This window comes from Pantoea sp. IMH (genome assembly GCF_000599885.1).
GTDB lineage: Bacteria > Pseudomonadota > Gammaproteobacteria > Enterobacterales > Enterobacteriaceae > Erwinia.
The window spans coordinates 1-22,354 of sequence record NZ_JFGT01000007.1; the positions used below are offsets into that span (position 1 = coordinate 1).

The 22,354-nt window shown below is 56.5% G+C and carries 22 protein-coding genes; 11 read left to right on the plus strand and 11 right to left on the minus strand.

Annotation, left to right across the window (positions count from 1 at the left end):
- Window positions 1–204 precede the first annotated feature (204 nt).
- Window positions 205–1,131, plus strand: coding sequence for a tRNA 2-thiocytidine(32) synthetase TtcA (ttcA, locus tag EA20_RS0118010; protein WP_024968156.1), 927 nt, complete (start codon window positions 205–207; stop codon window positions 1,129–1,131).
- Between the two features lie 475 nt (window positions 1,132–1,606).
- Here the strand turns inward: ttcA and zntB are convergent, their stop codons facing one another.
- The 3 genes from zntB to EA20_RS0118025 all read right to left on the minus strand — a co-directional run bounded on the left by zntB (window position 1,607) and on the right by EA20_RS0118025 (window position 4,867).
- Entirely contained in the window at window positions 1,607–2,590 is a 984-nt protein-coding gene (gene zntB / locus EA20_RS0118015; RefSeq protein ID WP_024968157.1) for a zinc transporter ZntB, read from the minus strand.
- 122 nt (window positions 2,591–2,712) lie between these two features.
- Entirely contained in the window at window positions 2,713–3,051 is a 339-nt protein-coding gene (locus EA20_RS0118020) for a hypothetical protein (RefSeq protein WP_024968158.1), read from the minus strand.
- Between the two features lie 199 nt (window positions 3,052–3,250).
- Window positions 3,251–4,867, minus strand: a complete 1,617-nt coding sequence (locus EA20_RS0118025) for an ABC transporter substrate-binding protein (protein WP_024968159.1) — start codon at window positions 4,865–4,867, stop codon at window positions 3,251–3,253.
- Window positions 4,868–5,056: 189 nt separating this feature from the next.
- Between EA20_RS0118025 and mpaA the strand changes: the two genes are divergently transcribed.
- Window positions 5,057–5,764 carry a murein tripeptide amidase MpaA gene (gene mpaA / locus EA20_RS0118030; protein ID WP_024968160.1) on the plus strand — a complete coding sequence of 236 codons (708 nt, stop codon included), beginning with the start codon at window positions 5,057–5,059 and terminating at the stop codon, window positions 5,762–5,764.
- Between the two features lie 17 nt (window positions 5,765–5,781).
- On the opposite strand, the gene ycjG is transcribed toward mpaA, so the two are convergent.
- The gene (gene ycjG / locus EA20_RS0118035; RefSeq protein WP_024968161.1) at window positions 5,782–6,762 is read right to left on the minus strand and encodes an L-Ala-D/L-Glu epimerase; all 981 of its coding nucleotides are present in this window, start codon (window positions 6,760–6,762) and stop codon (window positions 5,782–5,784) included.
- A 162-nt stretch (window positions 6,763–6,924) separates the two neighbouring features.
- Between ycjG and tpx the strand changes: the two genes are divergently transcribed.
- On the plus strand, window positions 6,925–7,428 hold the full coding sequence (tpx, locus tag EA20_RS0118040; RefSeq protein ID WP_024968162.1) for a thiol peroxidase: 504 nt from the start codon (window positions 6,925–6,927) through the stop codon (window positions 7,426–7,428).
- A 64-nt stretch (window positions 7,429–7,492) separates the two neighbouring features.
- Here the strand turns inward: tpx and tyrR are convergent, their stop codons facing one another.
- From tyrR to pspA, 7 genes are all read right to left on the minus strand, one after another.
- Window positions 7,493–9,061, minus strand: a complete 1,569-nt coding sequence (tyrR, locus tag EA20_RS0118045; RefSeq protein WP_024968163.1) for a transcriptional regulator TyrR — start codon at window positions 9,059–9,061, stop codon at window positions 7,493–7,495.
- Window positions 9,062–9,154: 93 nt separating this feature from the next.
- Window positions 9,155–10,213, minus strand: a complete 1,059-nt coding sequence (locus EA20_RS0118050) for a YcjF family protein (RefSeq protein ID WP_024968164.1) — start codon at window positions 10,211–10,213, stop codon at window positions 9,155–9,157.
- The gene (locus EA20_RS0118055) at window positions 10,210–11,607 is read right to left on the minus strand and encodes a YcjX family protein (RefSeq protein WP_024968165.1); all 1,398 of its coding nucleotides are present in this window, start codon (window positions 11,605–11,607) and stop codon (window positions 10,210–10,212) included. The genes EA20_RS0118050 and EA20_RS0118055 overlap by 4 nt, the downstream gene beginning before the upstream one ends.
- 95 nt (window positions 11,608–11,702) lie before the next feature.
- The gene (gene pspD / locus EA20_RS0118060; RefSeq protein WP_024968166.1) at window positions 11,703–11,927 is read right to left on the minus strand and encodes a phage shock protein PspD; all 225 of its coding nucleotides are present in this window, start codon (window positions 11,925–11,927) and stop codon (window positions 11,703–11,705) included.
- A gap of 60 nt (window positions 11,928–11,987) precedes the next feature.
- Window positions 11,988–12,353, minus strand: coding sequence for an envelope stress response membrane protein PspC (gene pspC / locus EA20_RS0118065; protein ID WP_024968167.1), 366 nt, complete (start codon window positions 12,351–12,353; stop codon window positions 11,988–11,990).
- The gene (pspB, locus tag EA20_RS0118070) at window positions 12,350–12,574 is read right to left on the minus strand and encodes an envelope stress response membrane protein PspB (RefSeq protein ID WP_024968168.1); all 225 of its coding nucleotides are present in this window, start codon (window positions 12,572–12,574) and stop codon (window positions 12,350–12,352) included. The genes pspC and pspB overlap by 4 nt, the downstream gene beginning before the upstream one ends.
- Before the next feature lie 65 nt (window positions 12,575–12,639).
- On the minus strand, window positions 12,640–13,308 hold the full coding sequence (gene pspA, locus EA20_RS0118075; RefSeq protein ID WP_024968169.1) for a phage shock protein PspA: 669 nt from the start codon (window positions 13,306–13,308) through the stop codon (window positions 12,640–12,642).
- A 163-nt stretch (window positions 13,309–13,471) separates the two neighbouring features.
- Here pspA and pspF point away from each other — a divergent pair, with 163 nt between their 5' ends.
- The 8 genes from pspF (at window position 13,472) to EA20_RS0118120 (ending at window position 22,337) form a co-directional block, all read left to right on the plus strand.
- Window positions 13,472–14,464, plus strand: coding sequence for a phage shock protein operon transcriptional activator (gene pspF / locus EA20_RS0118080; protein ID WP_024968170.1), 993 nt, complete (start codon window positions 13,472–13,474; stop codon window positions 14,462–14,464).
- A gap of 527 nt (window positions 14,465–14,991) precedes the next feature.
- Entirely contained in the window at window positions 14,992–16,614 is a 1,623-nt protein-coding gene (gene sapA / locus EA20_RS0118090) for an ABC transporter substrate-binding protein SapA (protein ID WP_024968171.1), read from the plus strand.
- Between the two features lie 3 nt (window positions 16,615–16,617).
- Window positions 16,618–17,583, plus strand: a complete 966-nt coding sequence (gene sapB, locus EA20_RS0118095; RefSeq protein ID WP_024968172.1) for a putrescine export ABC transporter permease SapB — start codon at window positions 16,618–16,620, stop codon at window positions 17,581–17,583.
- Window positions 17,570–18,460: a putrescine export ABC transporter permease SapC gene (gene sapC / locus EA20_RS0118100; protein ID WP_024968173.1), complete on the plus strand. Its 891-nt coding sequence runs from the start codon at window positions 17,570–17,572 to the stop codon at window positions 18,458–18,460. Before sapB ends, sapC begins: the two co-directional genes overlap by 14 nt.
- Entirely contained in the window at window positions 18,460–19,452 is a 993-nt protein-coding gene (gene sapD, locus EA20_RS0118105) for a putrescine export ABC transporter ATP-binding protein SapD (RefSeq protein ID WP_024968174.1), read from the plus strand. Before sapC ends, sapD begins: the two co-directional genes overlap by 1 nt.
- Window positions 19,452–20,258: a putrescine export ABC transporter ATP-binding protein SapF gene (sapF, locus tag EA20_RS0118110; RefSeq protein ID WP_024968175.1), complete on the plus strand. Its 807-nt coding sequence runs from the start codon at window positions 19,452–19,454 to the stop codon at window positions 20,256–20,258. Before sapD ends, sapF begins: the two co-directional genes overlap by 1 nt.
- A 23-nt stretch (window positions 20,259–20,281) precedes the next feature.
- Window positions 20,282–21,025 (plus strand): hypothetical protein, encoded by a 744-nt coding sequence (locus EA20_RS0118115; RefSeq protein ID WP_024968176.1) that lies wholly within the window; start codon window positions 20,282–20,284, stop codon window positions 21,023–21,025.
- Window positions 21,026–21,179: 154 nt separating this feature from the next.
- The gene (locus EA20_RS0118120) at window positions 21,180–22,337 is read left to right on the plus strand and encodes an oxidoreductase (RefSeq protein WP_024968177.1); all 1,158 of its coding nucleotides are present in this window, start codon (window positions 21,180–21,182) and stop codon (window positions 22,335–22,337) included.
- Window positions 22,338–22,354 lie beyond the last annotated feature (17 nt).

Genomic DNA, 22,354 nt, shown 5'->3' on the forward strand with positions numbered 1-22,354 from the left:
CCTCGGCCTTCCCCCGCCGTAATCCGTACCATACACGCCATACTTTTACCGGCTGGCGGAGCCCCACTGCGGTAAAGCTTTACTTATGATCAAACAGACGGGCAAAAGCACGGGCGTAGCAGGATAAACGCCAGTCTGGGCGCGGGCTTTAGCTGCGTTTACCGGCCCTTCTGTTATCCCCTGTCGACTGTGAGCCACACGATAATGCAAGATAAACAACAAGATTCAAAAGCCCGCTACAACCTCAATAAATTGCAGAAGCGACTGCGCCGCAACGTGGGCGAAGCGATCGCAGATTACAATATGATTGAGGAAGGTGACCGTATTATGGTCTGTCTATCCGGCGGTAAAGACAGTTACACCATGCTGGAGATCCTGCGTAATTTGCAGCAGAGTGCGCCGGTCAACTTCTCGCTGGTGGCGGTGAACCTGGATCAGAAGCAGCCGGGCTTTCCGGAACACATCCTGCCTGAGTATCTGCAGGCCCAGGGCGTTGAATACAAGATTGTGGAAGAAAATACCTACGCCATTGTCAAAGATAAAATTCCTGAGGGCAAAACGACCTGCTCACTCTGTTCGCGGCTGCGTCGTGGCATTCTCTACCGTACCGCTACGGAGCTGGGCTGTACCAAGATAGCCCTGGGCCACCATCGTGATGACATCCTGCAAACCCTGTTTCTTAATATGTTCTACGGCGGGAAAATGAAAGGGATGCCACCTAAGCTGATGAGTGATGATGGCAAACATATTGTGATCCGCCCTCTGGCCTACTGCCGTGAAAAAGACATCGAGCGTTTTGCCATCGCGCGGGAATATCCGATTATTCCGTGTAATCTCTGCGGTTCACAGCCCAATCTCCAGCGTCAGGTGATTGCCGATATGTTGCGCGACTGGGACAAGCGTTATCCAGGCCGCATTGAAACCATGTTCAGCGCGATGCAAAACGTGGTGCCTTCGCATCTGGCGGATATTAACCTGTTTGACTTTAAAGGGATTAAACACGGCGCGGACGTGGTGGATGGCGGCGATCTGGCCTTCGATCGCGAAACGTTGCCGCTGCAGCCCGTTGGCTGGCAGCCGGAAGAGGATGAAGACGCCCCAACCCGCCTGGACGTCTTACAGATCCGCTAAGGATATTCAGGCCGGATCAGAAATCCGGCCAACCGGCCTGCCTCATTTTTACATATGAGGCGGTGGGTCAAGGATTGGGTCGGGATCGCCCGGCGGTGGATCCGGCATGGGCTGTGGCGTAGGAATCGGGTCCGGAATCGGTGTCGGGTCGACAGGAACCGGGTCGGATGCACGTGGAGCCTCCATAACGCTTGCTAATAACATCTTCTCCTCCTCGGGATGGGAATGTTATTTAAGCGTAGGCAACTGTCAGGGCGCTGGCAAATGGACAAAAAAAACCGGCCAGAGGCCGGTTCGTATGAATCAAATGTGCTATGCAGTAATTCAAAATAAGGAAGTAAGACAATATGGAGCGCAACGCCCATCGCTTGACGTTGCATTCACCTGCGGAATGAAGTTTGCCTCAGCGCCGTCAGGCTTATATTGATATCGATCAGCTTTATACCGCTTTCTTCCCTCCGGCGCGCCACGCGCGCTACAGCCAGTTGCGTCGCCGTAACCAGCCAGCGACGCCCAGCGCCAGCAGCACGAGTAGCAGACAAAAGGTGGCAAAACCGTAACGCCATTCACCGCCGGGAATGCCGCCCAGATTAACGCCAAACAGCCCGGTCAGAAAAGTAGTTGGCAGAAACAGCATCGCCAGCAGCGACATCGTATAGGTGCGACGATTCATCGCTTCCGCCATTACCGTACTGATTTCGTCCGCCAGTACCGCCGTCCGCGCCACGCTGGCATCCAGATCATCCAGCCCTCGCCCTAAGCGGTCGGCAATATCCTGCATACGGCGGCGGTTATCATCGCTCATCCACGGCAGACGTTCGCTGGCGATGCGGGAAAACACGTCGCGCTGCGGTGCCATATAACGGCGCATCACAATCAGCTGTTTACGGATTAGCGCCAGCTCACCACGCGGCGGGATTTGTTGCTCAACGACCGCATCCTCAAGTCCGATAATTTTATCGTGCAGATCTTCAATAAACTCGCTGGTGTGCTCGTTAAGCGCTTCGCAGACTTCAACCAGCCAGCTTCCTCCATCTACTGGCCCGTTACCATTTTGCAGATCGGTCAGCACCTCATCAATGGCGAAGACTTTTCTCTGTCTGGTAGAAACGATGAGCTTGTCATTGATAAATACCCGGATAACCACCAGCTGATCGGGCCTTGATTCGCTGTTCAGGTTGACGCTGCGCAGTGTAATCATGGAACCATCGCCAAGGCGGCTGAGCCTGGGGCGCATACTATCACCCGCCAGCGCGTCACGCACGGCATCGGGGATCAGCGGTGTGGACATCAGCCAGTCGGCGCTTTCGCGATGGGTATAGTTAAGGTGTAACCAGCAGGGCCGGTCGCATTCCAGCACCTGTTTATCACTGATAGCAATCATCCCGCCCTTTCCATCGAGCTGGCAGGAGATAATGGCATCTGAAATCTGTAATGCTTTACCGGCAATAGCTTCCACGGCTGCTCCGCTTGTCATAGTCGTAAAGGGCTACAGTCTAGCCTGCTGCCGCGCTGATGCAAAACGCCTGAAGGATGAAGCAGAACGCTCAGACAGCGTCACAGGCGAGCATCCTTGCAGACTCAGCCAACTGCAACCGGCGCATTTGCACTGCATTTTTGTTGTGCCAACGCCGAAAGCTGTTCGCTGCGGGCAGCGGCACGCTTACGGGCGAGCCCTTTTGCCACACCATTGCCAATACCGAAGTCACCCATAAAACCCAGCACGGTCAGCCCATCAAATTCGCCAGTTTTGTCGATCTGCGCCGTAATGTCCCGCTGGCTGACAATTGCCTGCTGCACGCCGCGACAGTCAAGCTGGCTGGCCTGCACTTCATCAACCGGCGGAGAGGCAGGATACTGCTTTAGTGCACAGCCTGAGAGCAGCAGGCAGCTCCCGAATAAACAGAGGATTTTGACCATTGGGTTCCAGATGAAGAAGGTGATAATGGCGAATTATTGCGCATTACCTTCAGGGATGATGAAGTAAGCAGAGCACTATTGCGGGGCTTTATCGGCACATAGCGCGGCGGGCCAGCAGGCCCGCCAGGCAGTCGGTCAGTCGGTCAGTCGGTCAGTCGGTCAGTCGGTCAGTCGGTCAGTCGGTCAGTCGGTCAGTCGGTCAGTGTTTAAGAATATACAGCTCGCGGCTGTAGGCCACATCTTCCGGATTAGCGATCGGATACCCTTTCACCCAGGGCTTTATCAGGCGACCATTGGTGTACTGATATATCGGCGCGATCGGCACCTGGTCGGCGATGATCTGCTCGGCGCGATTGTAATCATCATTGCGCGCTTCCGCGCTGGTTTCCCTGGCCGCCTGTTTCAGTACCGCGTCATAATCCGCGTCAGAAAATTTGGCGATATTGCCGCTGTGCGAAGAGGTCAGCAGGCTGAGGAAAGTGGAGGGTTCGTTATAATCCCCCACCCAGGAAGCGCGAATTACATCGAAGTTGCCGCTGTTACGGCTGTCAATGTAGGTTTTCCACTCCTGATTTTGTAGCCGGACATCCACGCCAAGGTTTTTCTTCCACATGGAGGCGACAGCAATCGCGATTTTCTGGTGATTCTCAGACGTGTTGTAGAGCAGCGTCAGCTTAAGCGGATGAGTGGGACCGTAACCCGCCGCCGCCAGCAGCGCCTTCGCCTGCGCATTCATCTCCTGCTGGCTGTGCTGTTGCAGAAAGCCCGGCTTCGGACTGAAGCCCGCGGTGACATCCGGTGTGAAATGCCAGGCTGGTTTTTCACCCGTTCCCAGCACCTTTTCGGCGATAATTTTGCGGTCAATGCTCCATGAAAGCGCCTTGCGCACGCGCACATCTGCCGTTGGTCCTTTGGTGGTGTTGAAAGCGTAATAATAGGTGCCCAGCTGGTCGGGGGTATAGACCTCATCGGGGATCTGTTTTTTCAGCAGAGAATACATGTTTTTGGGAAAGGATTCGGTAATGTCGATATCGTTCGAGCGGTAACGCTTGGTCGCGCTGGACTCTTCATTGATCGGTATAAAGGTGACTTTGGTTAATACCGATTGTGCATCGTTCCAGTAGTGGTCATTTCTTACCAGCACCAGCTTTTCATTCACCACGCGATCCTGCAACTTGTAGGCGCCATTGCCCACCAGATTACCCGGCTTCGTCCAGTCCGCGCCCGCTTTTTCAATCGCCTGCTGTGGAACGGGATAGAGGCTGAAGTTTGCGGTCAGGCTGACAAACCAGGGTACCGGCTTATCGAGCGTGACCTTCAGACGATGCTGATCCAGCGCAACCACGCCCAGCTTCTCAGGTGCCATCTTCCCTTCAGAAATGGCCTTAGCGTTCTCAATACCCGCCAGTTCGGCAAACCAGGCAAAGGTAGAGGCGACGCCGGGATCGACCAGCCTGCGCCAGCTGTAAACAAAATCGTTCGCCGTGACCGGCGTACCGTCCGACCAGCGTGCCTCTTTACGCAGGGTGAAAATCCAGGTCTTATTGTCCGTTGACTGCCATTGCGTTGCCACGCCCGGCACGATATTCCCTTTCGCATCCTGATTTGTCAGTCCTTCAAACAGATCGCGTATTACCTGAATTTCCGGCAGCCCTACCGCTTTGGCCGGATCGAGCGAGGCCGGTTCATCTTTGATATGCCGCACAATTTCCTGCTGCGCGGCCAGCGAAGCGCCGGGCGGAACTTCAGCCGCGAAAAGTAACGGGCTGACCGCCAGCGCAACAGCCGCCAGCGTAAAGTGAACTTTTTTGTTCATCGGGGCACCTTTTAACAATTTCTCAGAGTAATGAAACTGGCTTTGTCAGGCACTTTAGCGCAAATCGCTAAACGGACAACGCCCTATTTTACCGGCGGGATGTCTGCCAGGCAGAAGAGTGACGCGTGCGGCACTTTTGTTCCCTGCGCTTTTGCGCTAGCTTTAGAAAAACACTCCGGAGTCAATGCCATGTCACTGATACATCCGCGCCCGCTGCGCGGCAAGCTGGATGCGGTAAGCGAAATTTACGGCACCACGGTGCTGGGCGCGCCGCTACTGTGGTTTCCAGCGCCAGCGGCGGACGCACAGAGCGGTTTGCTTCTTGCCGGCACGCATGGCGACGAAACTGCCGCCGTGGTGACGCTTTCCTGCGCCATGCGGACCTTACAGGAGAGCCACCGTCGTCATCATGTGGTGCTGGCGGTTAACCCGGACGGCTGCCAGCTGGGACTGCGGGCTAATGCACGAGGGGTTGATCTCAACAGAAATTTTCCCGCCGCAAACTGGCAAAACGGCGAGACTGTATACCGCTGGAACAGCATGGCGGATGCACGCGATGTCAGGCTTTCGACGGGCGAGCGCCCCGCGTCAGAACCGGAAACCCGGGCGCTGTGCGATCTGATCCACCGGTTGTCACCGGCCTGGGTAGTCTCCTTCCACGAGCCGCTGGCCTGTATTGAAGATCCCCACGCCAGCCCGCTGGGCGAGTGGCTGGCCGGTAAAATGGCGCTGCCGCTGGTCACTTCTGTTGGCTATGCCACGCCTGGCTCGTTCGGCAGCTGGTGCGCCGATCTCAGTTTACCGGTCATTACTGCTGAACTGCCTGCCGTTTCCGCCGATGCATCCTCTGAGATGTACCTCGGCGCGATGGTGGATTTACTTACCTGGCAGCCCTGAGGCGGCAGCGTGCCTTATCAGGCTGCACCGCCGGCAAGCATGATGCGCCCACAGCTGAACGGCAGGCCCGGTTCCACGTCTGCCGCAAGCCAGGTCGGCCCGTCGAGATCGACAAAACGGGCCGCATTAACCAGCGGCAGCGCGGCTCCAATCGCTCTTGAGGTACAGAGCATACAGCCGAGCATCACTTCCAGTCCCGCGGCTTTGGCCGCCGTCGCCAGCGCCAGCGCTTCGGTCAGTCCGCCGGTTTTATCCAGTTTGATGTTGATCATTTCATAGCGTCCTGCCAGCATCGGCAGGCTCGCGCGCGTGTGGCAGCTTTCGTCTGCGCAGACGGGCAGCGGATGGATAAAATTTTCCAGCATGGCGTCGTCACCGGCAGGCAGCGGCTGTTCGAGCATCACCACCCCCAGATCGGCCAACAGCTGGCAGCGGGCCGCCAGCCCCTCCGCATGCCAGGACTCATTGGCGTCCACAATCAGCGTTGCTTCCGGCACCGCCGCACGCACCGCGACCAGACGTTCGGTAATCAGCGAATTATCCATTTTGATTTTCAGCAGCCTGGCGCCGTTCTGCCACAGCGCCAGCGCACCGCTCGCCATCATTTCCGGCGAGTCGATGCTGACGGTCTGTGCCATTTCAATCACCGGTGGCATAGGCGTATTGGTCAGCATCCAGAGATTGTCGCCCTGCTTACGGCTCTGTAAGTCCCAGAGTGCAGAATCAATGGCGTTGCGCGCCGCACCTGCCGGTAAACGCTGCTGCAACTGCTCGCGGGTTAACCCCTGCTGGAGCTCATCAAGCAGCGTGGTGATTTGCGCCAGTACAGAAGCTTCACTTTCCCCATAGCGGGGATAAGGTGTGCACTCCCCCACGCCTTTGCATCCTTCTTCCTCCAGTTCCACCACTATCACACCCGCCTCACGGCGAGCGCCACGCGCTATCACAAAGGGGGTGTGGAGCGGCCAGGCTTCCGGATATACCTTCACTGATCTCATCGGCTGTTCCTTTCGGGTGAACGGAGAAAAACGCTTCAGACACCATAGCGATTCCCGACCCGTTTTGGCAACGTGTTAACCCTTGTTACTGATTTTTCTGTTTGTCCTGGCGTGCATGACATACACTCATTGCACTGTTAAACGCGCTAATAAGGAAAGATCATGTCTCAGACCGTTCATTTTCAGGGCAATCCGGTACCCGTTGCTGGCGAGCTTCCACAGGCTGGTCAGCAGGCCAAACCTTTTACGCTGGTGGCGAAAGACCTCACTGAAGTTTCGCTCTCTACCTACGCTGGCAAGCGTAAAATTCTGAACATTTTTCCCAGTGTTGATACCGGCGTCTGCGCCACTTCCGTGCGTAAGTTTAATCAGTTAGCGGGCGAGGCTCAAAACAGCGTCGTACTCTGCATCTCTGCCGATCTGCCCTTTGCCCAGTCGCGCTTTTGCGGCTCCGATGGCCTGAGCAATGTGATCACGCTTTCCACCCTGCGCGGCAGCGATTTCAAACAGGATTATGGCGTGGCGATCGCGGAAGGCCCGCTGAAAGGGCTGGCGGCCCGCGCCGTGGTGGTGCTGGATGAGAATGATAAGGTGCTCTACAGCCAACTGGTGAACGAAATCACCACGGAGCCGGATTATGATGCGGCCTTAGCCGTTCTGAAATAATTCATACAGACAAAAAAGCCAGGTCACAGGACCTGGCTTTTTTATGTAGTGACTACGGCGGAGGTCAGCCCTCTTCCTGGTTTTTCTTCTGGCTCAGGCCATATTCTCGAAGCTTATTGGCAATTGCCGTGTGGGAAACGCCAAGGCGTTTGGCCAGTTTGCGGGTACTGGGATAGGAGAGATAAAGCCGTGTCAGCACGGAACGCTCGAAGCGGCTGGTAATTTCATCCAGTGAGCCTTCGATAGCCTCTTCACCCAGCGGCATTTCCGGGGTGAATTCCGGCAGTATCACATCCTGCGGACGCAGTTCATGCCCTTCCAGCTGCGTCAGCGCACGGTAGAGGGCATTTTTGAGCTGACGAACATTACCCGGCCAGGTGTAACGCATCAGGAAGGCATTAAGCTGCGGTGAAAGCTTCGGCCTCGCCACGCCCAGTTCATCCGCGAAGCGCGCCACAAACATCTCGGTAAGCGGCAGGATATCCTGAGGGCGATCGCGCAGCGGCGGAAGATTCAGCGTCAGCACGTTCAGACGGTAAAAGAGATCTTCACGGAATTCACCGCGATGCACCAGCTCCGTCAGGTTTTTCTGAGTGGCGCAAATCACCCGTACATCAACATGAACTTCATGCTCTTCGCCCACCCGCCTGAAAGTGCCATCGTTGAGGAAGCGCAGCAGCTTGGTCTGCATTCTCGGCGACATTTCACCGATTTCATCAAGCAGTACCGAGCCGCCGTTAGCCTGTTCAAAAAAACCTTTTTTACCTTCCAGCGCGTTGGGATAAGCACCGGCGGCATGACCAAACAACTCACTTTCCGCCACGTCGTCCGGCAGCGAGGCGCAGTTCAGCGCCAGAAAGGGTTTGCTGCCACGCGCACTGCGCAAATGGCAGGCGCGGGCCAGCATATCTTTGCCCGTGCCGGTATCGCCAACGATTAACAATGGCGCATCAAGCATCGCCAGCTTGCGGGCCTGATCGATCACCTGACGCATTTTCGGCGTCACTGCCACAATATGCTGGAATTCGCTGTCATCATTCACCGCCAGATTCTGCAACTGCTGCCCCATCCGCGCGGTCGATTTCAGCATTACCACCGCACCAACCGGGCTTTCCGGCTGCTCAGCATCACCAGAAGCGTATATCGGCGTGGCTTCCATCAGGAAATCCCGGCCCTGGATCACCACGCGCTGCGCCTGAGGCTCTATCCGCTCACTCTCCAGCCAGCGCTGAAAATTAAAGCCCGCGATAAGGGCACCGGCGCCGTAATTCCGCATTTTTTCTTCATTTAGTGAAAAAAGCGTCTGAGCCGCCGGGTTAGCCAGCTCCACCTTACTCTTGAGATCGATTGAAAATACCGGTTCTGGCAGCGCAACCAGCAAAGCGCTCAGCGCTCTGTGCTCACGCTCGGAGGGCAAAAAGGAGACGGTTCTGACATCTGTCACGCTGGGGATACGGCGAATTTCCGCCATCAGCTGGCTGAACTGCTGAAACTCAACCGGAGAAAAATTCAGGTAGATGCGGCCAATAGGGGCAATCTCAATACCGCGAAGATCGATGCTTCGTTCCACCAATAAATCAAGCAGTTCGCGGGTAAGACCGAGTCGGTCCTGGCAGAATACTTCCAGACGCATGCGTGGCAACCTTCTTCAATAACTGGCGTGCGCTGATGATACTCTATCGTTGCGCACGCCAGAAGAGATCCGGAAGGAAAAGTTGACAGTAAGCTACTTATCCGGCGTCACCGGTCCTTTTTGCAGCGCTTCTTTTAGCTGAACTATCAGGTCGCGGCGGAAATCGCCCAGGCGCGGCTTATCCCCTTCCATCCAGGGCAGTGGACGGCAAAGTTCCATCGCTTTGATCCCCAGCCTTGCCGTCAGCAGCCCGGCACCAATTCCCTGTGCCGCGCGGGCGGAAAAGCGGGCGGCCAGATCCTGAGACATCCAGTCCATACCGACTTCCCGGACCAGTTCCGAGGCACCGGCAAAGGCGATGTTCAGCAGCACCAGACGGAACAGGCGAATCCGGCTGAAGTAGCCTAATTCGATGCCGTAGATCGCCGCGATACGGTTAACTAACCGCAGATTGCGCCAGGCGATAAACGCCATATCAACCAGCGCGAGCGGGCTGACCGCGATCATCATCGTCGATTCCGCTGCGCTGCGGCCAATTTCGCGCCTTGCCTGGCGATCTAGCACCGGCTGCACCAATTGTGCATAGAGCGCGACAACTTCGCGGTCGTTGAGCGTTTCATGCAGCGAGGCGTGCCAGCGCTGCAAGGCTGGATGGGCCTGATCCAGTCCGGCCTGGCGGGCTAGCTTTTCACCGAACTCGCGTCCCCTGCCCATACCGTGGCTGCCCAGCAGTTCCCGCGCCACGTCCCGCTCTTCGGCACGTTCACGCAGACGGTAGAGCTTGCGCCATTCACCAATTACCGATCCCACCCCGGCAAAGACAATCAGGCCGCCAGCCACGCAGCCTCCCATGGCGATCCAGTCCTGCTGCAGCCAGGCGTGATGCGCCCACTGGACGCCCTGAGCTACCACGCTCACGCCAAAGACCGCCAGGCCGGCTTTGACCATTTTGCGCCACAGGCTCGGTTTTGGCCGCAGCGCAGCGTCAACCGCCCGCTCGCCGCTCCCTTCCTCTTCGGGCTGGGCGTCAGGCTGCTGAGCGATAAATTGCGCTTCCTGGCGATCGAACGCCCTGGCGGCTTTAAGCACCGGGCCTTTTTCTGCTTCCAGGGGCTGCGCGAAATCAATCCGCGGTTTAATCGGTACGTTCATCGCAGTTTATCTCCCAGTAAAAACTCCAGCGCGGAATCGAGACGAATATGCGGCAGAGGCCGGTCTATGTCCGCATCCTGTGGCCGGAACTGTTCAAAATGAAATCCCTGTTCCTGCCAGAATGCGTGACCAGGCAGACGCGGCGGCACTTCACCGGGATAGACCGTCAGCGGCGCGTTATCCTCCAGCCGGTGGCCGCGCAGCGCCGGGATCTTCTCACCTTTATGATCGACCAATCCGCTCTCCGTTGCCTGTACCGAGGCCAGGCCGATACAGTCCATGGTTATGCCTTCAAAGGCCGCATTCTGCCACGCATCCTGAACCAGTTGCTGCAGCAGCGAGACCAGGTTGGCGTGCTGATCGGCAGTGACGTGATCTGACTTGGTGGCGGCAAACAGCAGCTTATCAATCACCGGTGAAAACAGGCGGCGAAAGAGCGTACGCTGACCGTAGGAGAAACTTTGCATCAGTTGCGTCAGCGCCAGACGCATATCATTAAACGCCTGCGGACCGCTGTTAAGGGGTTGCAGGCAGTCAACCAGAACGATCTGGCGGTCAAAGCGCAGAAAATGATCTTTGTAAAATCCTTTCACCACATGCTGGCAGTAGTAGCGATAGCGCGCCCGTAGCATAGCGATGTTGCTGCCGCTCTCCGCCTGCGCCAGCTTAGCGGCCCCAGCTTCATCAGCCTGCGGCCAGGGGAAAAACTGTAACGCCGGCGCGCCCGCCATATCGCCCGGCAGCACAAAGCGGCCCGGCTGGATAAAATGCAGCCCTTCCTGCTTACATTTCAGCAGGTATTCGGTCCAGGCGTCAGCAATCTCCGCGAGGCGATTTTCGTCTGCGGGCGCCAGAGGATCGAGATTTTCACAGAGCTTACGCCAGCGCGCGGACCAGCTGGCCCGATCGCCTTGCAGCAGGGCGGTCATCTGGCGTGACCAGCTCAGATAGTCCTGGGCCAGCATCGGCAGATCGAGCAGCCATTCGCCGGGATAATCGACGATTTCAAGGTAGAGCGTGGAGGTATCTTTAAAATGACGCAGCAGCGATTCCCGGGATCGGTAGCGCAGCGCCAGGCGCATTTCACTGACGCCTCGCGTCGGCGTCGGCCAGCTGGGTGGCGTTCCGTAAAGCTGGGCCAGCCCTTCATCGTAAGTAAAGCGCTGAATGCCCATATCACGCTGCGGTACGCGCTTCACGCCCAGCAGCCGCTCTTCCCGGACGGCGGAGAACATCGGCAGGCGCGATCCGGAATTGACATGAAGTAACTGATTAACCAGCGAAGTGATAAAAGCCGTTTTTCCGCTCCGGCTCAGTCCGGTAACGGCAAGGCGCAAGTGGCGATCCGCGCCCCGGTTGACCAGCGACAGCAATTCATTCTGGAGTCGTTTCATCTGGGTGTCGGCACCTTTTTCTTATTGTTGGTTTGTTCAATCCTGGTCTGAACAAAGAGTACGCGCTCTCCTTACTGGCGTAAATAACAGAAGTTTCAGGATTTATTCCAGCGCGCGCTGGCACCGCGCACCAGACGGCGCAGCAGTGGCTCCAGCGCCCAGGCCAGTAAAATTTTCAGCGGGCGGCGCGTCACCGATTTAACGGCCCAGCCTGCCACACCAGCGGGACCATAATTCAGCGCGCTGATAAGGATAAATTTGCCGACTTTTTTCGCTGTGGGCGAGGCGCGATGCTGTAAAACAGATTGCCAGTTACGCATAACTCTTCTCCAGCGTCAGATGAGGGCCTGATTGGGCCCACAGGATTAAAGATCGGGTTTTCAGAGCTGGCCGAAACGGCTACGGACGCTGAACGTCTCGGAGGTGACGTAACGCTCCATCTCACGCAGCTGCCGCTCGCCCCCGTTAAGCTCAGCGCTGAGATTATCTAGCAGCTCTCCCGCGGAAGGCAGTTTTTCACCCTGATTCGCCATATCGCGCGGCATTTCATCCAGCACAAAAGCGAGCCCGAAATAGGCGATCAAAGTAAACATAAACAGGCCAAAAAACATCGACAGCACGACGATAACCCGCACCAGACGTACCGGAATCTCGAAATAGTCGGCAATGCCGGCGCAAACGCCCTTAACCTTACCGCGCGAAGGAATGCGCCAGAGCTTTTTGCCTTTTACGATGACGTTGCTCATGGCTGCCTCCAGTTAGGGTGCTCGGCGTTAAGGATCTCTTCCAGCGCCTGAATGCGCTCGCGCATCCGTTTGGCATCAAGCGTCAGCTGCTGAAGGCGCTGAAGTTCACTTTGTGACAGCTCGGTGCTGCTGTTTTGCCGGCTGTAATGCAGCCACAGCCAGATAGGTGCCACGAACAGCACAAATATGGTTAAAGGTATGGCAAGAAATAACGCGCTCATTCTGTCTCCTTGAATCGTTATAACCTGAACTGCAGTAAGGGCACCTGAACGGTGCCGCACGCCTGTTATTCGCTCGGGGTGTTCATTTTGGCTTTTAACGCCGCCAGTTGCTCGTTAATTTCATCATCAACGTTCAGTTCGGCGAACTGCTGATCGAGCGTTTTTTTACGACCAAAGCTCTGACTTTCCGCCTCGGCTTCCATATGATCGATACGACGCTCAAACGATTCAAAACGGGCCATCGCTTCATCAATCTTACCGCTGTCCAGCTGGCGACGAACGTCACGAGAGGAGGAAGCAGCCTGATGACGCAGCGTCAGCGCCTGCTGACGGGCGCGCGTTTCACCCAGTTTGCTTTCAAGCTCGCCGATTTCACCCTTCATTCTGACCAGCGTTTCTTCAACCTGCTCCGCTTCGCGGGTGAGCAAGGTAATCAGATCGGTCAGTTTCTGCTTTTCAATCAGCGCGGCGCGGGCGAGATCGTCTTTATCACGGCGAAGCGCCAGCTCCGCTTTTTCCTGCCACTCGGTCTGCTGGATCTCTGCCTGCTCAATGCGGCGCAGCAGCTGTTTCTTTTCCGCCAGCGCGCGGGCCGAGGTTGAACGGACTTCCACCAGCGTATCTTCCATTTCCTGAATCATCAGGCGGACCAGTTTCTGTGGGTCTTCCGCTTTTTCCAGCAGCGAATTGATGTTGGCATTTACGATGTCAGCAAAACGAGAAAAAATACCCATAATCACAATCCTCATTAATCAGTTTAGATGGCGCGGTGCGCTGTTAATGACTATTCAATTAGCGTGCCAACTTTTATCTTATTGATTTCAGGCGACTCCTGCGCTTTACAGTCTATCTTAAGGGCGGTAATGTGGTCGAAATCACTAACATTTGGTGAAATTCATGGAACAGCGCGATACCCTGCTGGGTGAGTCGAATAACTTTCTGGAAGTGCTGGAGCAGGTTTCACGGTTAGCGCCGCTGAACAAACCGGTACTGGTCACAGGCGAACGCGGCACCGGTAAAGAGTTAATAGCCAGCCGTCTTCATTACCTCTCCGAACGCTGGCAGGGTCCCTTTGTATCGCTTAACTGCGCGGCGCTGAATGAGAACCTGCTCGACTCTGAACTTTTCGGGCATGAGGCTGGCGCCTTTACCGGCGCCCAGAAACGCCACCTGGGCCGCTTTGAGCGCGCCGATGGCGGGACGCTCTTTCTGGATGAATTAGCCACGGCGCCGATGCTGGTGCAGGAAAAACTGCTGCGGGTGATTGAGTATGGGCAGCTGGAGCGCGTGGGCGGCAGTCAGCCTTTACAGGTCAGCGTCAGGCTGGTGTGTGCCACCAATGACGATTTGCCGCTGCTCGCCAACCAGGGGAAGTTCCGGGCGGATCTGCTCGACCGGCTGGCCTTTGACGTGGTACAACTGCCGCCGCTTCGCGAACGCCGTAGCGATATCCTGGTGATGGCCGACCATTTTGCCATCCAGATGTGCCGCGAACTTGGCCGGGCTTTCTTTCCCGGATTCACACCGGCGGCCCGCCAGGTATTGCTGGACTATGGCTGGCCAGGCAATATCCGCGAGCTGAAAAACGTGGTTGAGCGCTCGGTCTATCGTCAGAGCGAGATTGATGAGCCGCTGGATAACGTGATTGTTAATCCGTTTAAGCCGCGACATCTTACAGAGCAACCGGAAGCAGAACTTGAAACGGCAGCGCTTCCCGCCCTGCCGCTGGATTTACGCCGCTGGCAGCATGAGCAGGAGAAAGCGCTGCTGGAAAAGGGGCTTTCTCAGGCGCGCTTTCATCAGCGCCGCGCCGCTGAACTGCTCGGCGTCACCTATCATCAGCTGCGTGCAATGCTGAAAAAACACGGGATCGATCCCGGCAAACTTTGAGACGCCTTTCATGAACCTGAAATTTATCCCGCCCCTTATCATTCTTGTTGCCGCCATCCTGTTTATGGGCTGGTTTCTGGCGAGCGGCGCGTTTGCACCGGGAAGCTAGCGCCGTGGCCAGTCGTGCCAATAAAAGCTGTCACGCTTGCTGGCCCGCTCTGGCTAATAGGGACAAAAAAAAGCCCGCACAGGGCGGGCTAAACATACTGGAAGCAATGTGAGCAATGTCGTGCGCTTTGCCGGCAGAGCCACCGGTAAAGCGCACCTGAATAATAATCATTCTCAATGCAGCTTGTAAAGTAGTTTGTTGAGAATCTTTCTCATTCCCACAGACTTTGCGGGCATATATACCGTGCGCATTTTTGGTGGCATAGCAGGGCTTTTATCCCGCTCCTGCGTCAGCAAAAATTCCTCAAAGCGGGTTTACGCCCTTTTCGCCTGAAAAAACGTCAGTTATCCCCGCAATCTTTGGGCGTTGTTCAAGAGTGCGGTACACTCTGATGATTGCCTGATATTTCAGATGACCTATGCGCATATTAATTTCGACTCTCCTTACTGGCCTGCTGCTGGCGACCTCCTCTGCCTGGGCCGCCGTGCCTGGTGATATCCGGCAGACCGGCTTCGTCTACTGCGTGAACGGAAATATCGCCTCTTTTAATCCCCAGCTCGCCAGCGGAGGATTAATTGTCGATACGCTTGCCGCTCAGCTTTATGACCGGCTGCTCGATGTGGATCCTTATACTTACCGCCTGATACCTCAGCTGGCGAAAAGCTGGGAGGTCCGGGATAACGGGGCCACTTACCGCTTTCATCTTCGCCACGACGTTTCGTTTCAGACGACCGCCTGGTTTACCCCTGGCCGCCAGTTAAACGCCGATGATGTGGTATTCAGCTTCAGGCGCATTTTTGACCGACGCTTCGCCTGGCACGGCGTTAACGGCGGCGATTACCCCTATTTTGACAGCCTGCAGTTTGCCGATGCGGTAAAAAGTATCAAAAAACTGGGCAACTATACGGTTGAGATTCGTCTGCACCGCCCTGATGCGTCGTTCCTGTGGCATATGGCTACCCACTATGCGCCCGTTCTGTCAGCCGAGTATGCCGACCAGCTGACCCGCGCCGATCGGCAGGAACAGATGGATCGCCAGCCGGTGGGCACTGGTCCCTTTATGCTCAGTGAGTATCGTACCGGCCAGTATATCCGCCTGGCACGTAATCCTGACTACTGGAAAGGCCTCCCCAGAATGTCGCAGGTGGTCATCGATATGGGCGCAGGCGGAACCGGACGCCTTTCCAAGCTGTTGACCGGCGAATGTGATGTGCTGGCCTATCCGGCCGCCAGCCAGATTTCGGTCCTGCGTGACGATCCCCGTCTCCGGCTGACGCTCCGCCCCGGCATGAATATCGCCTATCTGGCCTTTAACACGCGCAAAGCTCCGATGGATCGCGTGGAAGTGCGTCAGGCTTTGGCGCTGGCGATCAATAATGAGCGGCTGATGGAATCCATCTATTACGGGACGGCGGAGACCGCCGCCTCGATCCTTCCCAGGGCATCCTGGGCGTATAACAACGAGGCCCGCGTCACTGAATACAATCCACAGAAGTCCCGCGAGCAGCTGAAAGCGCTTGGCGTTGAGAATCTCCACCTTAATTTATGGGTGCCTTCTGCCTCGCAGGCATGGAATCCCAGCCCGCTGAAAACCGCCGAGTTGATTCAGGCCGATCTCGCCCAGGTTGGCGTTTCCGTCACTATTGTCCCGGTCGAAGGACGTTTTCAGGAGGCGCGTCTGATGGAGATGACGCACGATCTGACGCTGACCGGCTGGGCGACCGACAGTAACGATCCGGACAGCTTCTTCCGTCCACTGTTCAGCTGCGCAGCGATCGGCTCACAGACTAACTATGCGCACTGGTGCGACCCTGAATTTGACGAAACGCTGCATAACGCGCTGCTCTCACAGCAGCTGGCTTCCCGGATTGACTATTATGACCGGGCGCAGACGATGCTGGCCGAGGCGCTACCCGTGCTGCCGCTGGCCTCTTCCCTGCGGCTGCAGGCCTATCGCGCTGATATCAGAGGACTGGTCCTCAGCCCCTTCGGTAATGCCTCCTTTGCCGGCGTGCATCGTGTTGATGGCGAGGAGAAGTAAATCATGTTGATCTATACGCTGCGCCGTCTGGTGCTCTGGGTGGTTACCCTTATTATGCTGACGCTGGTCGGTTTCAGCCTGAGCTACTTTACGCCTCACGCGCCGCTGATGGGCGCCTCGTTCGGTGACGCTTTTCTTTTCTGGTATCAGGGGTTGTTCCAGCTCGACTTCGGCGTCTCCAGTACTAACGGCGAGCCGATCAATCAGCAGATACTTGAAGTCTTCCCTGCCACGCTTGAACTCTGCATTCTGGCCTTTACCCTGGCGATGCTGATCGGTATTCCGCTGGGTATCACTGCCGGGGTATTGCGCAACAAGTGGCAGGATAAACTGATCAGCGCGCTGGCTTTAATCGGATTTTCCCTGCCGATCTTCTGGCTGGCGCTGCTGCTGACGCTCTTTTTCTCCCTGACGCTGGGCTGGCTGCCGGTTTCCGGACGCTTTGACCTGCTTTATCCGGTAAAAGATATTACCGGCTTTGCGCTGATTGATGCCTGGCTTAGTCCTTCGCCCTGGCGACATGAAATGATTATCAGCGCCATAAAGCACATGATCCTGCCCGTGCTGGCGCTGGCCGTGGCGCCGACGACGGAAGTGGTCAGGTTGCTACGCCTCAGTACCCGCGAGGTGATGGAGCAGAACTACATCAAAGCGGCCGCCACGCGCGGCCTCTCCCGTTTTACCGTTATTCGCCGCCACGTGCTGCATAACGCGCTGCCGCCGGTCATACCAAGGCTGGGACTTCAGTTTTCAACCATGCTGACGCTGGCGATGATTACCGAAATGGTATTTAACTGGCCCGGACTGGGCCGCTGGCTGGTGGATGCCATCCGCCAGCAGGATTATGCCGCTATCTCAGCTGGCGTGATGGTGGTTGGCAGTCTGGTGATCACCGTCAATGTGCTGGCAGATATTCTGGGCGCGCTCACTACCCCTTTGAAGCATAAGGAATGGTATGCCTTACGATGATATTTACGCCGAGAAGCGCGCCCCCAGTCCACTGCGTTACACCTGGCGGCTGTTTTACCGTGATACGGTGGCGATGGTCGGCTTTTATACCTTTATCGTGCTGCTTCTGCTGTGCATCTTTGGTCAGCTTCTGGCCCCGTACGACCTGGACCAGCAGTTTCTGGGCTATCAGCTTCAGCCGCCTTCCTGGTCGAGGTATGGCGACGTCTCATTCTTTCTCGGTACCGACGATCTTGGCCGGGACGTCCTGAGCCGGTTGTTAAGCGGCGCGGCCCCGACCGTCGGATCGGCAATTCTGGTCACCGTTCTCGCCGCCGTTTGCGCTCTGGTCATCGGCCTGATCGCAGGCTTAACCAGGGGGTTGCGTTCGGCGTTGTTGAACCATCTGCTGGACACGCTGCTCTCTATTCCCTCGCTGCTGCTGGCTATCATCGTCGTGGCGTTTCTTGGGCCTCGTCTGGAGCATGCCCTGCTGGCGGTTTTCCTGGCGATTATTCCGCGACTTGTCCGGGCGATTTATACGGCGGTGCATGACGAGCTGGAAAAAGATTACGTGGTGGCCGCGAGGCTGGATGGCGCGAGCAGTATGAATATTCTGCGTTATGCCGTGCTGCCTAACATTCTGGCGCTGCTGGTGTCTGAATTTACACGGGCGCTGTCGATGGCCATTCTGGATATTGCCGCGCTGGGCTTTCTCGACCTGGGCGCCCAGCTGCCCTCGCCGGAATGGGGCGCGATGCTTGGCGACTCGCTGGAGCTGATTTATGTGGCGCCCTGGACCGTGATGCTGCCCGGCGCGGCGATTATGCTCAGCGTACTGATTGTTAACCTGCTCGGCGACGGTATCCGCCGGGCTATCGTGTCGGGAGTTGAATAATGCCGCTGCTCGATATCCGTAATCTGACCATTGAATTTATGACCGCCGACGGGCCGGTCAAGGCGGTCGATCGGGTCAGTATCACCCTGACCGAAGGGGAAATTCGCGGCCTGGTGGGCGAGTCCGGCTCGGGAAAAAGCCTGATTGCCAAGGCCATCTGCGGCGTCACTAAGGATAACTGGCGGGTTACCGCAGACCGGATGCGGTTCAATGATATCGATCTGCTGCATCTCTCGCCTGCTGAACGCCGTAAAATCGTTGGTCATAATGTCTCCATGATCTTCCAGGAGCCGCAATCCTGTCTGGACCCCTCTGAGAACGTTGGCCGTCAGCTGATGCAGGCAATCCCCCGCTGGACGTGGAAGGGCCGCTGGTATCAGCGCTTCCGCTGGCGTCACCGCCGCGCCATTGAGCTGCTGCACCGCGTGGGGATAAAAGATCATAAAGATATTATGAGCAGCTATCCCTATGAGCTGACTGACGGTGAATGTCAGAAGGTGATGATCGCCATCGCGCTGGCTAACCAGCCGCGCCTGCTGATCGCCGACGAACCGACCAATGCGATGGAGCCAACCACTCAGGCGCAGATTTTCCGCCTGCTGACCCGGCTGAATCAGAACAATAACACCACTATTCTGCTGATCAGCCACGACCTGCAGATGCTCAGCAAGTGGGCCGACCGCATTAATGTTCTCTACTGCGGACAGACCGTGGAAACGGCACGCAGTGAAGATCTGATTGCCACGCCGCATCATCCTTATACGCAGGCCCTAATCCGCGCGATGCCGGATTTTGGGCTGTCGCTGCCGCATAAGAGCCGCCTCAACACCCTGCCCGGCGCGATTCCTTCGCTGGAGCACCTGCCGATCGGTTGCCGCCTTGGCCCACGCTGCCCCTACGCGCAGAAAACCTGTATTCAGACGCCACGCCTTGCCGGACCCCGTTCGCATCTGTTTGCCTGCCATTTCCCGCTTAATATGGAGAAACAGTGATGGTTGAAACGCTGCTGGAAGTGCGCAATCTGAGTAAAACCTTCCGCTACCGCACCGGCCTGTTCCGACGGCAGCATGTTGAGGCGGTCAAGGGCGTCAGCTTTACCCTGCGGGAGCGGCAAACGCTGGCGATTATCGGCGAAAACGGATCGGGTAAATCGACCCTGGCAAAGATGCTCAGCGGTATGATTGAACCGACCGAAGGCGAAATTGTGATTGACGACCATCAGCTGAAGCATGGGGATTACGGCTACCGTAGCCAGCGTATCCGCATGATTTTTCAGGATTCGTCCACATCGCTCAATCCGCGTCAGCGCATCGGTCAGATCCTGGATTTTCCGCTCAGGCTGAATACCGATTTAACCGCCGAAGAGCGGGAAAAACGCATTATTGGTACGCTGCGCCAGGTCGGCTTGCTGCGGGATCATGCCGCTTACTATCCGCATATGCTGGCCCCCGGGCAGAAGCAGCGCGTCGGACTGGCCCGCGCGCTGATCCTTCAGCCCAAGGTCATTGTTGCCGACGAGGCGCTGGCCTCGCTGGATATGTCGATGCGCTCTCAACTGGTCAACCTGATGCTGGAACTTCAGGAGAAGCACGGGATTTCCTACATCTATGTGACGCAGCATCTGGGGATGATGAAACATATCAGCGATCAGGTGCTGGTAATGCATCACGGCGAAGTCGTGGAACGAGGCAGCACCGCAGAAGTGTTGGCCTGTCCGCTGCACGATCTGACCAAAAGACTGATTGCGAGCCATTTTGGTGAGGCGCTGACGGCTGACGCCTGGCGTAAAGATCGTTGATCAACAGACTAAGGAAAACCGGTTTGCGTTTATTTAAACTGAATGTTTACACAGGCTATTTATGGCTGCTTGTTCTCATGCCCGTGTTATTTTTCTTTACCGGCAATATTTACTTTGCCGGCACTGCGCTGATTGTAACCTGCCTGGCCCCTTTTTATTTTATTCTGGCCTGGTTTTCAGTTTCCTCATGGGGGAAATCAATCAGGGCCTCATCAGCGCGATTCTGGATGGTGGGCGTGCTGTTTTCAGTCTTTCTTTTTCTCTTTTTTATTCTTTCACGCCAATGGGCTAACGGCGCAATAAATCAGGTTTTTTCCGTCGATCCTTCACTTCTCCCCCTCACTGCGCAGCTCATTACGCCACTCTATATCCCCTTTAATTTTATTTTTAACGATATTGTCTCTAACGGCATTTTAATCGTCTCTGTCTTGCTGGCCTTAATTATTTCGCCGTTGCTGTTTGTCTGGTTAATAGTTAACGGAGGTGAAGAGTGGAAAAGAACGTTTTTACGCTTTGCTTTACTGCTGCTGGCCACCGTACTGATTAGTTACTCTGCACAAATTTTTCAGCGGGTCGGCATGCTCAAAAATGATTTGATTGTTAACGTTGCGCTCTGGGCTGACTTTAACGACCGAGATTACTGCCGTGACGCCTGGGCTGCCCAACCTCATAAAACCCTGTTTCTTTCCGCTACAAAAGTAATGGTTTTTTTTCCTGACAATCCTGATTCTCTCCGTTTGCAGATTAAGCAGTGCGATTCCAGATAAAATAATTAAGGTAGGCGAGTTATACCGTTCCGCTATTTATTAGCACCGATCATTCTTTGGTTCATCAGCCGCCCTGCGGCAGGATAGTGATGCTCTTCAGGTCCGGTCAGGAGATATCGCCTCGCCGGGCCGGCTAACCTGATAAGGAATGACCATGGAACCGCGCCGTTCTCCCGGCCACAGTCACTGGTATCATGAAACGCTTGCCACCCGCGACTTCCACACGGCGCCGCTCTGTCCTGAGGCGGCGGATGTCGAGGATCGCTTTTTGCTCGGTCTGGCTGCACAGTGCACCGGTGAACTGCAAAGCGTGCTGCGGCAGGCTGGTGCGTCGCTGCTGGCCGCCCGCCGGACCTGTGACCGGCTTTTTCCGGCGGGCCTGGCCACCAGCAGGACGCATACGCTCACGCTATACGACCGCCTCAGCTCGGCGCTTATCGTCGCGCAGGTGACGGGCATCCAGCGTCTCTGCAATCATTACGCCGCCCGCCTTAACCCGCTCTCCGGTCCCGATCCTTCAAGAGAGAGCAACCGGCGGCTGACGCTGATGACGGAGTATTCCCGCCAGCTTGCCAGCCAGCCCGCCGTGATTGACGGTGCGGCACTGCACCGACTGAACGAAGCCGGACTTACCACTGCGGATATCGTTACCCTCACTCAGATCATCGGCTTTGTCAGTTACCAGGCGCGGGTGGTGGCAGGCATTCATGCCCTTCTCGCCCTGCCGGTACGCTGGATCCCCGGCATGCCTCTGCCGCAAGATGCCGAAACGCTCAGGCAAAAGGCGCGCTGGCAGACCAGCCTGAGGCCGGTTGAAAAGCGTGACGCCTGCCCTCATCAGCTTGAGCTGCTGGCGCGCTGTCAGAGACAGCGCTTGCTGAAGGAGAACGGCGGCGTGCTGGCGCATGATGCGCCGGTGCTGGAGTGTCTGAACCTGTTGATCTGCTCGCTGGAGCCGCAGCGGCAATCGCCAGAAAGCGCACTGGCGGGCGCGGTTTGCGCCAGAATTAATGGCAGTTCAGCCTGTTTTTACCGTTACGGTGCGGGAAAGCTGCGCGATGCGCTACAGCAAAACGTTGAACAGGCGATGCTTGTGGCAGCGGTCAGAGAACAGGCGGTGATTAACCTGGCGGCACAGCTTACCCGCTCGCCTGACCGCTTTAGCGCTGCTCATATCCAGCCGCTGAAAGAGGAAGGTCAGGATCTGCACTCCCTCTTCGGGCTGATCCAGTTCACGGCGCTGACTGGCTGGCATAATCGTCTGATGCTGGCGCTTGGCTCGACGGAAACCACAGACGCCCATTCTGACTGAATAAGCGCCGCTTACTG

Bases quoted from the DNA above. Each gene is read 5' to 3' on its own strand.
- ttcA (WP_024968156.1), top strand. From the start codon at position 205: ATGCAAGATAAACAACAAGATTCAAAAGCCCGCTACAACCTCAATAAA.
- EA20_RS0118020 (WP_024968158.1), bottom strand. From the start codon at position 3,051: ATGGTCAAAATCCTCTGTTTATTCGGGAGCTGCCTGCTGCTCTCAGGC.
- EA20_RS0118025 (WP_024968159.1), bottom strand. From the start codon at position 4,867: ATGAACAAAAAAGTTCACTTTACGCTGGCGGCTGTTGCGCTGGCGGTC.
- mpaA (WP_024968160.1), top strand. From the start codon at position 5,057: ATGTCACTGATACATCCGCGCCCGCTGCGCGGCAAGCTGGATGCGGTA.
- ycjG (WP_024968161.1), bottom strand. From the start codon at position 6,762: ATGAGATCAGTGAAGGTATATCCGGAAGCCTGGCCGCTCCACACCCCC.
- tpx (WP_024968162.1), top strand. From the start codon at position 6,925: ATGTCTCAGACCGTTCATTTTCAGGGCAATCCGGTACCCGTTGCTGGC.
- tyrR (WP_024968163.1), bottom strand. From the start codon at position 9,061: ATGCGTCTGGAAGTATTCTGCCAGGACCGACTCGGTCTTACCCGCGAA.
- EA20_RS0118050 (WP_024968164.1), bottom strand. From the start codon at position 10,213: ATGAACGTACCGATTAAACCGCGGATTGATTTCGCGCAGCCCCTGGAA.
- EA20_RS0118055 (WP_024968165.1), bottom strand. From the start codon at position 11,607: ATGAAACGACTCCAGAATGAATTGCTGTCGCTGGTCAACCGGGGCGCG.
- pspD (WP_024968166.1), bottom strand. From the start codon at position 11,927: ATGCGTAACTGGCAATCTGTTTTACAGCATCGCGCCTCGCCCACAGCG.
- pspC (WP_024968167.1), bottom strand. From the start codon at position 12,353: ATGAGCAACGTCATCGTAAAAGGCAAAAAGCTCTGGCGCATTCCTTCG.
- pspB (WP_024968168.1), bottom strand. From the start codon at position 12,574: ATGAGCGCGTTATTTCTTGCCATACCTTTAACCATATTTGTGCTGTTC.
- pspA (WP_024968169.1), bottom strand. From the start codon at position 13,308: ATGGGTATTTTTTCTCGTTTTGCTGACATCGTAAATGCCAACATCAAT.
- pspF (WP_024968170.1), top strand. From the start codon at position 13,472: ATGGAACAGCGCGATACCCTGCTGGGTGAGTCGAATAACTTTCTGGAA.
- sapA (WP_024968171.1), top strand. From the start codon at position 14,992: ATGCGCATATTAATTTCGACTCTCCTTACTGGCCTGCTGCTGGCGACC.
- sapB (WP_024968172.1), top strand. From the start codon at position 16,618: ATGTTGATCTATACGCTGCGCCGTCTGGTGCTCTGGGTGGTTACCCTT.
- sapC (WP_024968173.1), top strand. From the start codon at position 17,570: ATGCCTTACGATGATATTTACGCCGAGAAGCGCGCCCCCAGTCCACTG.
- sapD (WP_024968174.1), top strand. From the start codon at position 18,460: ATGCCGCTGCTCGATATCCGTAATCTGACCATTGAATTTATGACCGCC.
- sapF (WP_024968175.1), top strand. From the start codon at position 19,452: ATGGTTGAAACGCTGCTGGAAGTGCGCAATCTGAGTAAAACCTTCCGC.
- EA20_RS0118120 (WP_024968177.1), top strand. From the start codon at position 21,180: ATGGAACCGCGCCGTTCTCCCGGCCACAGTCACTGGTATCATGAAACG.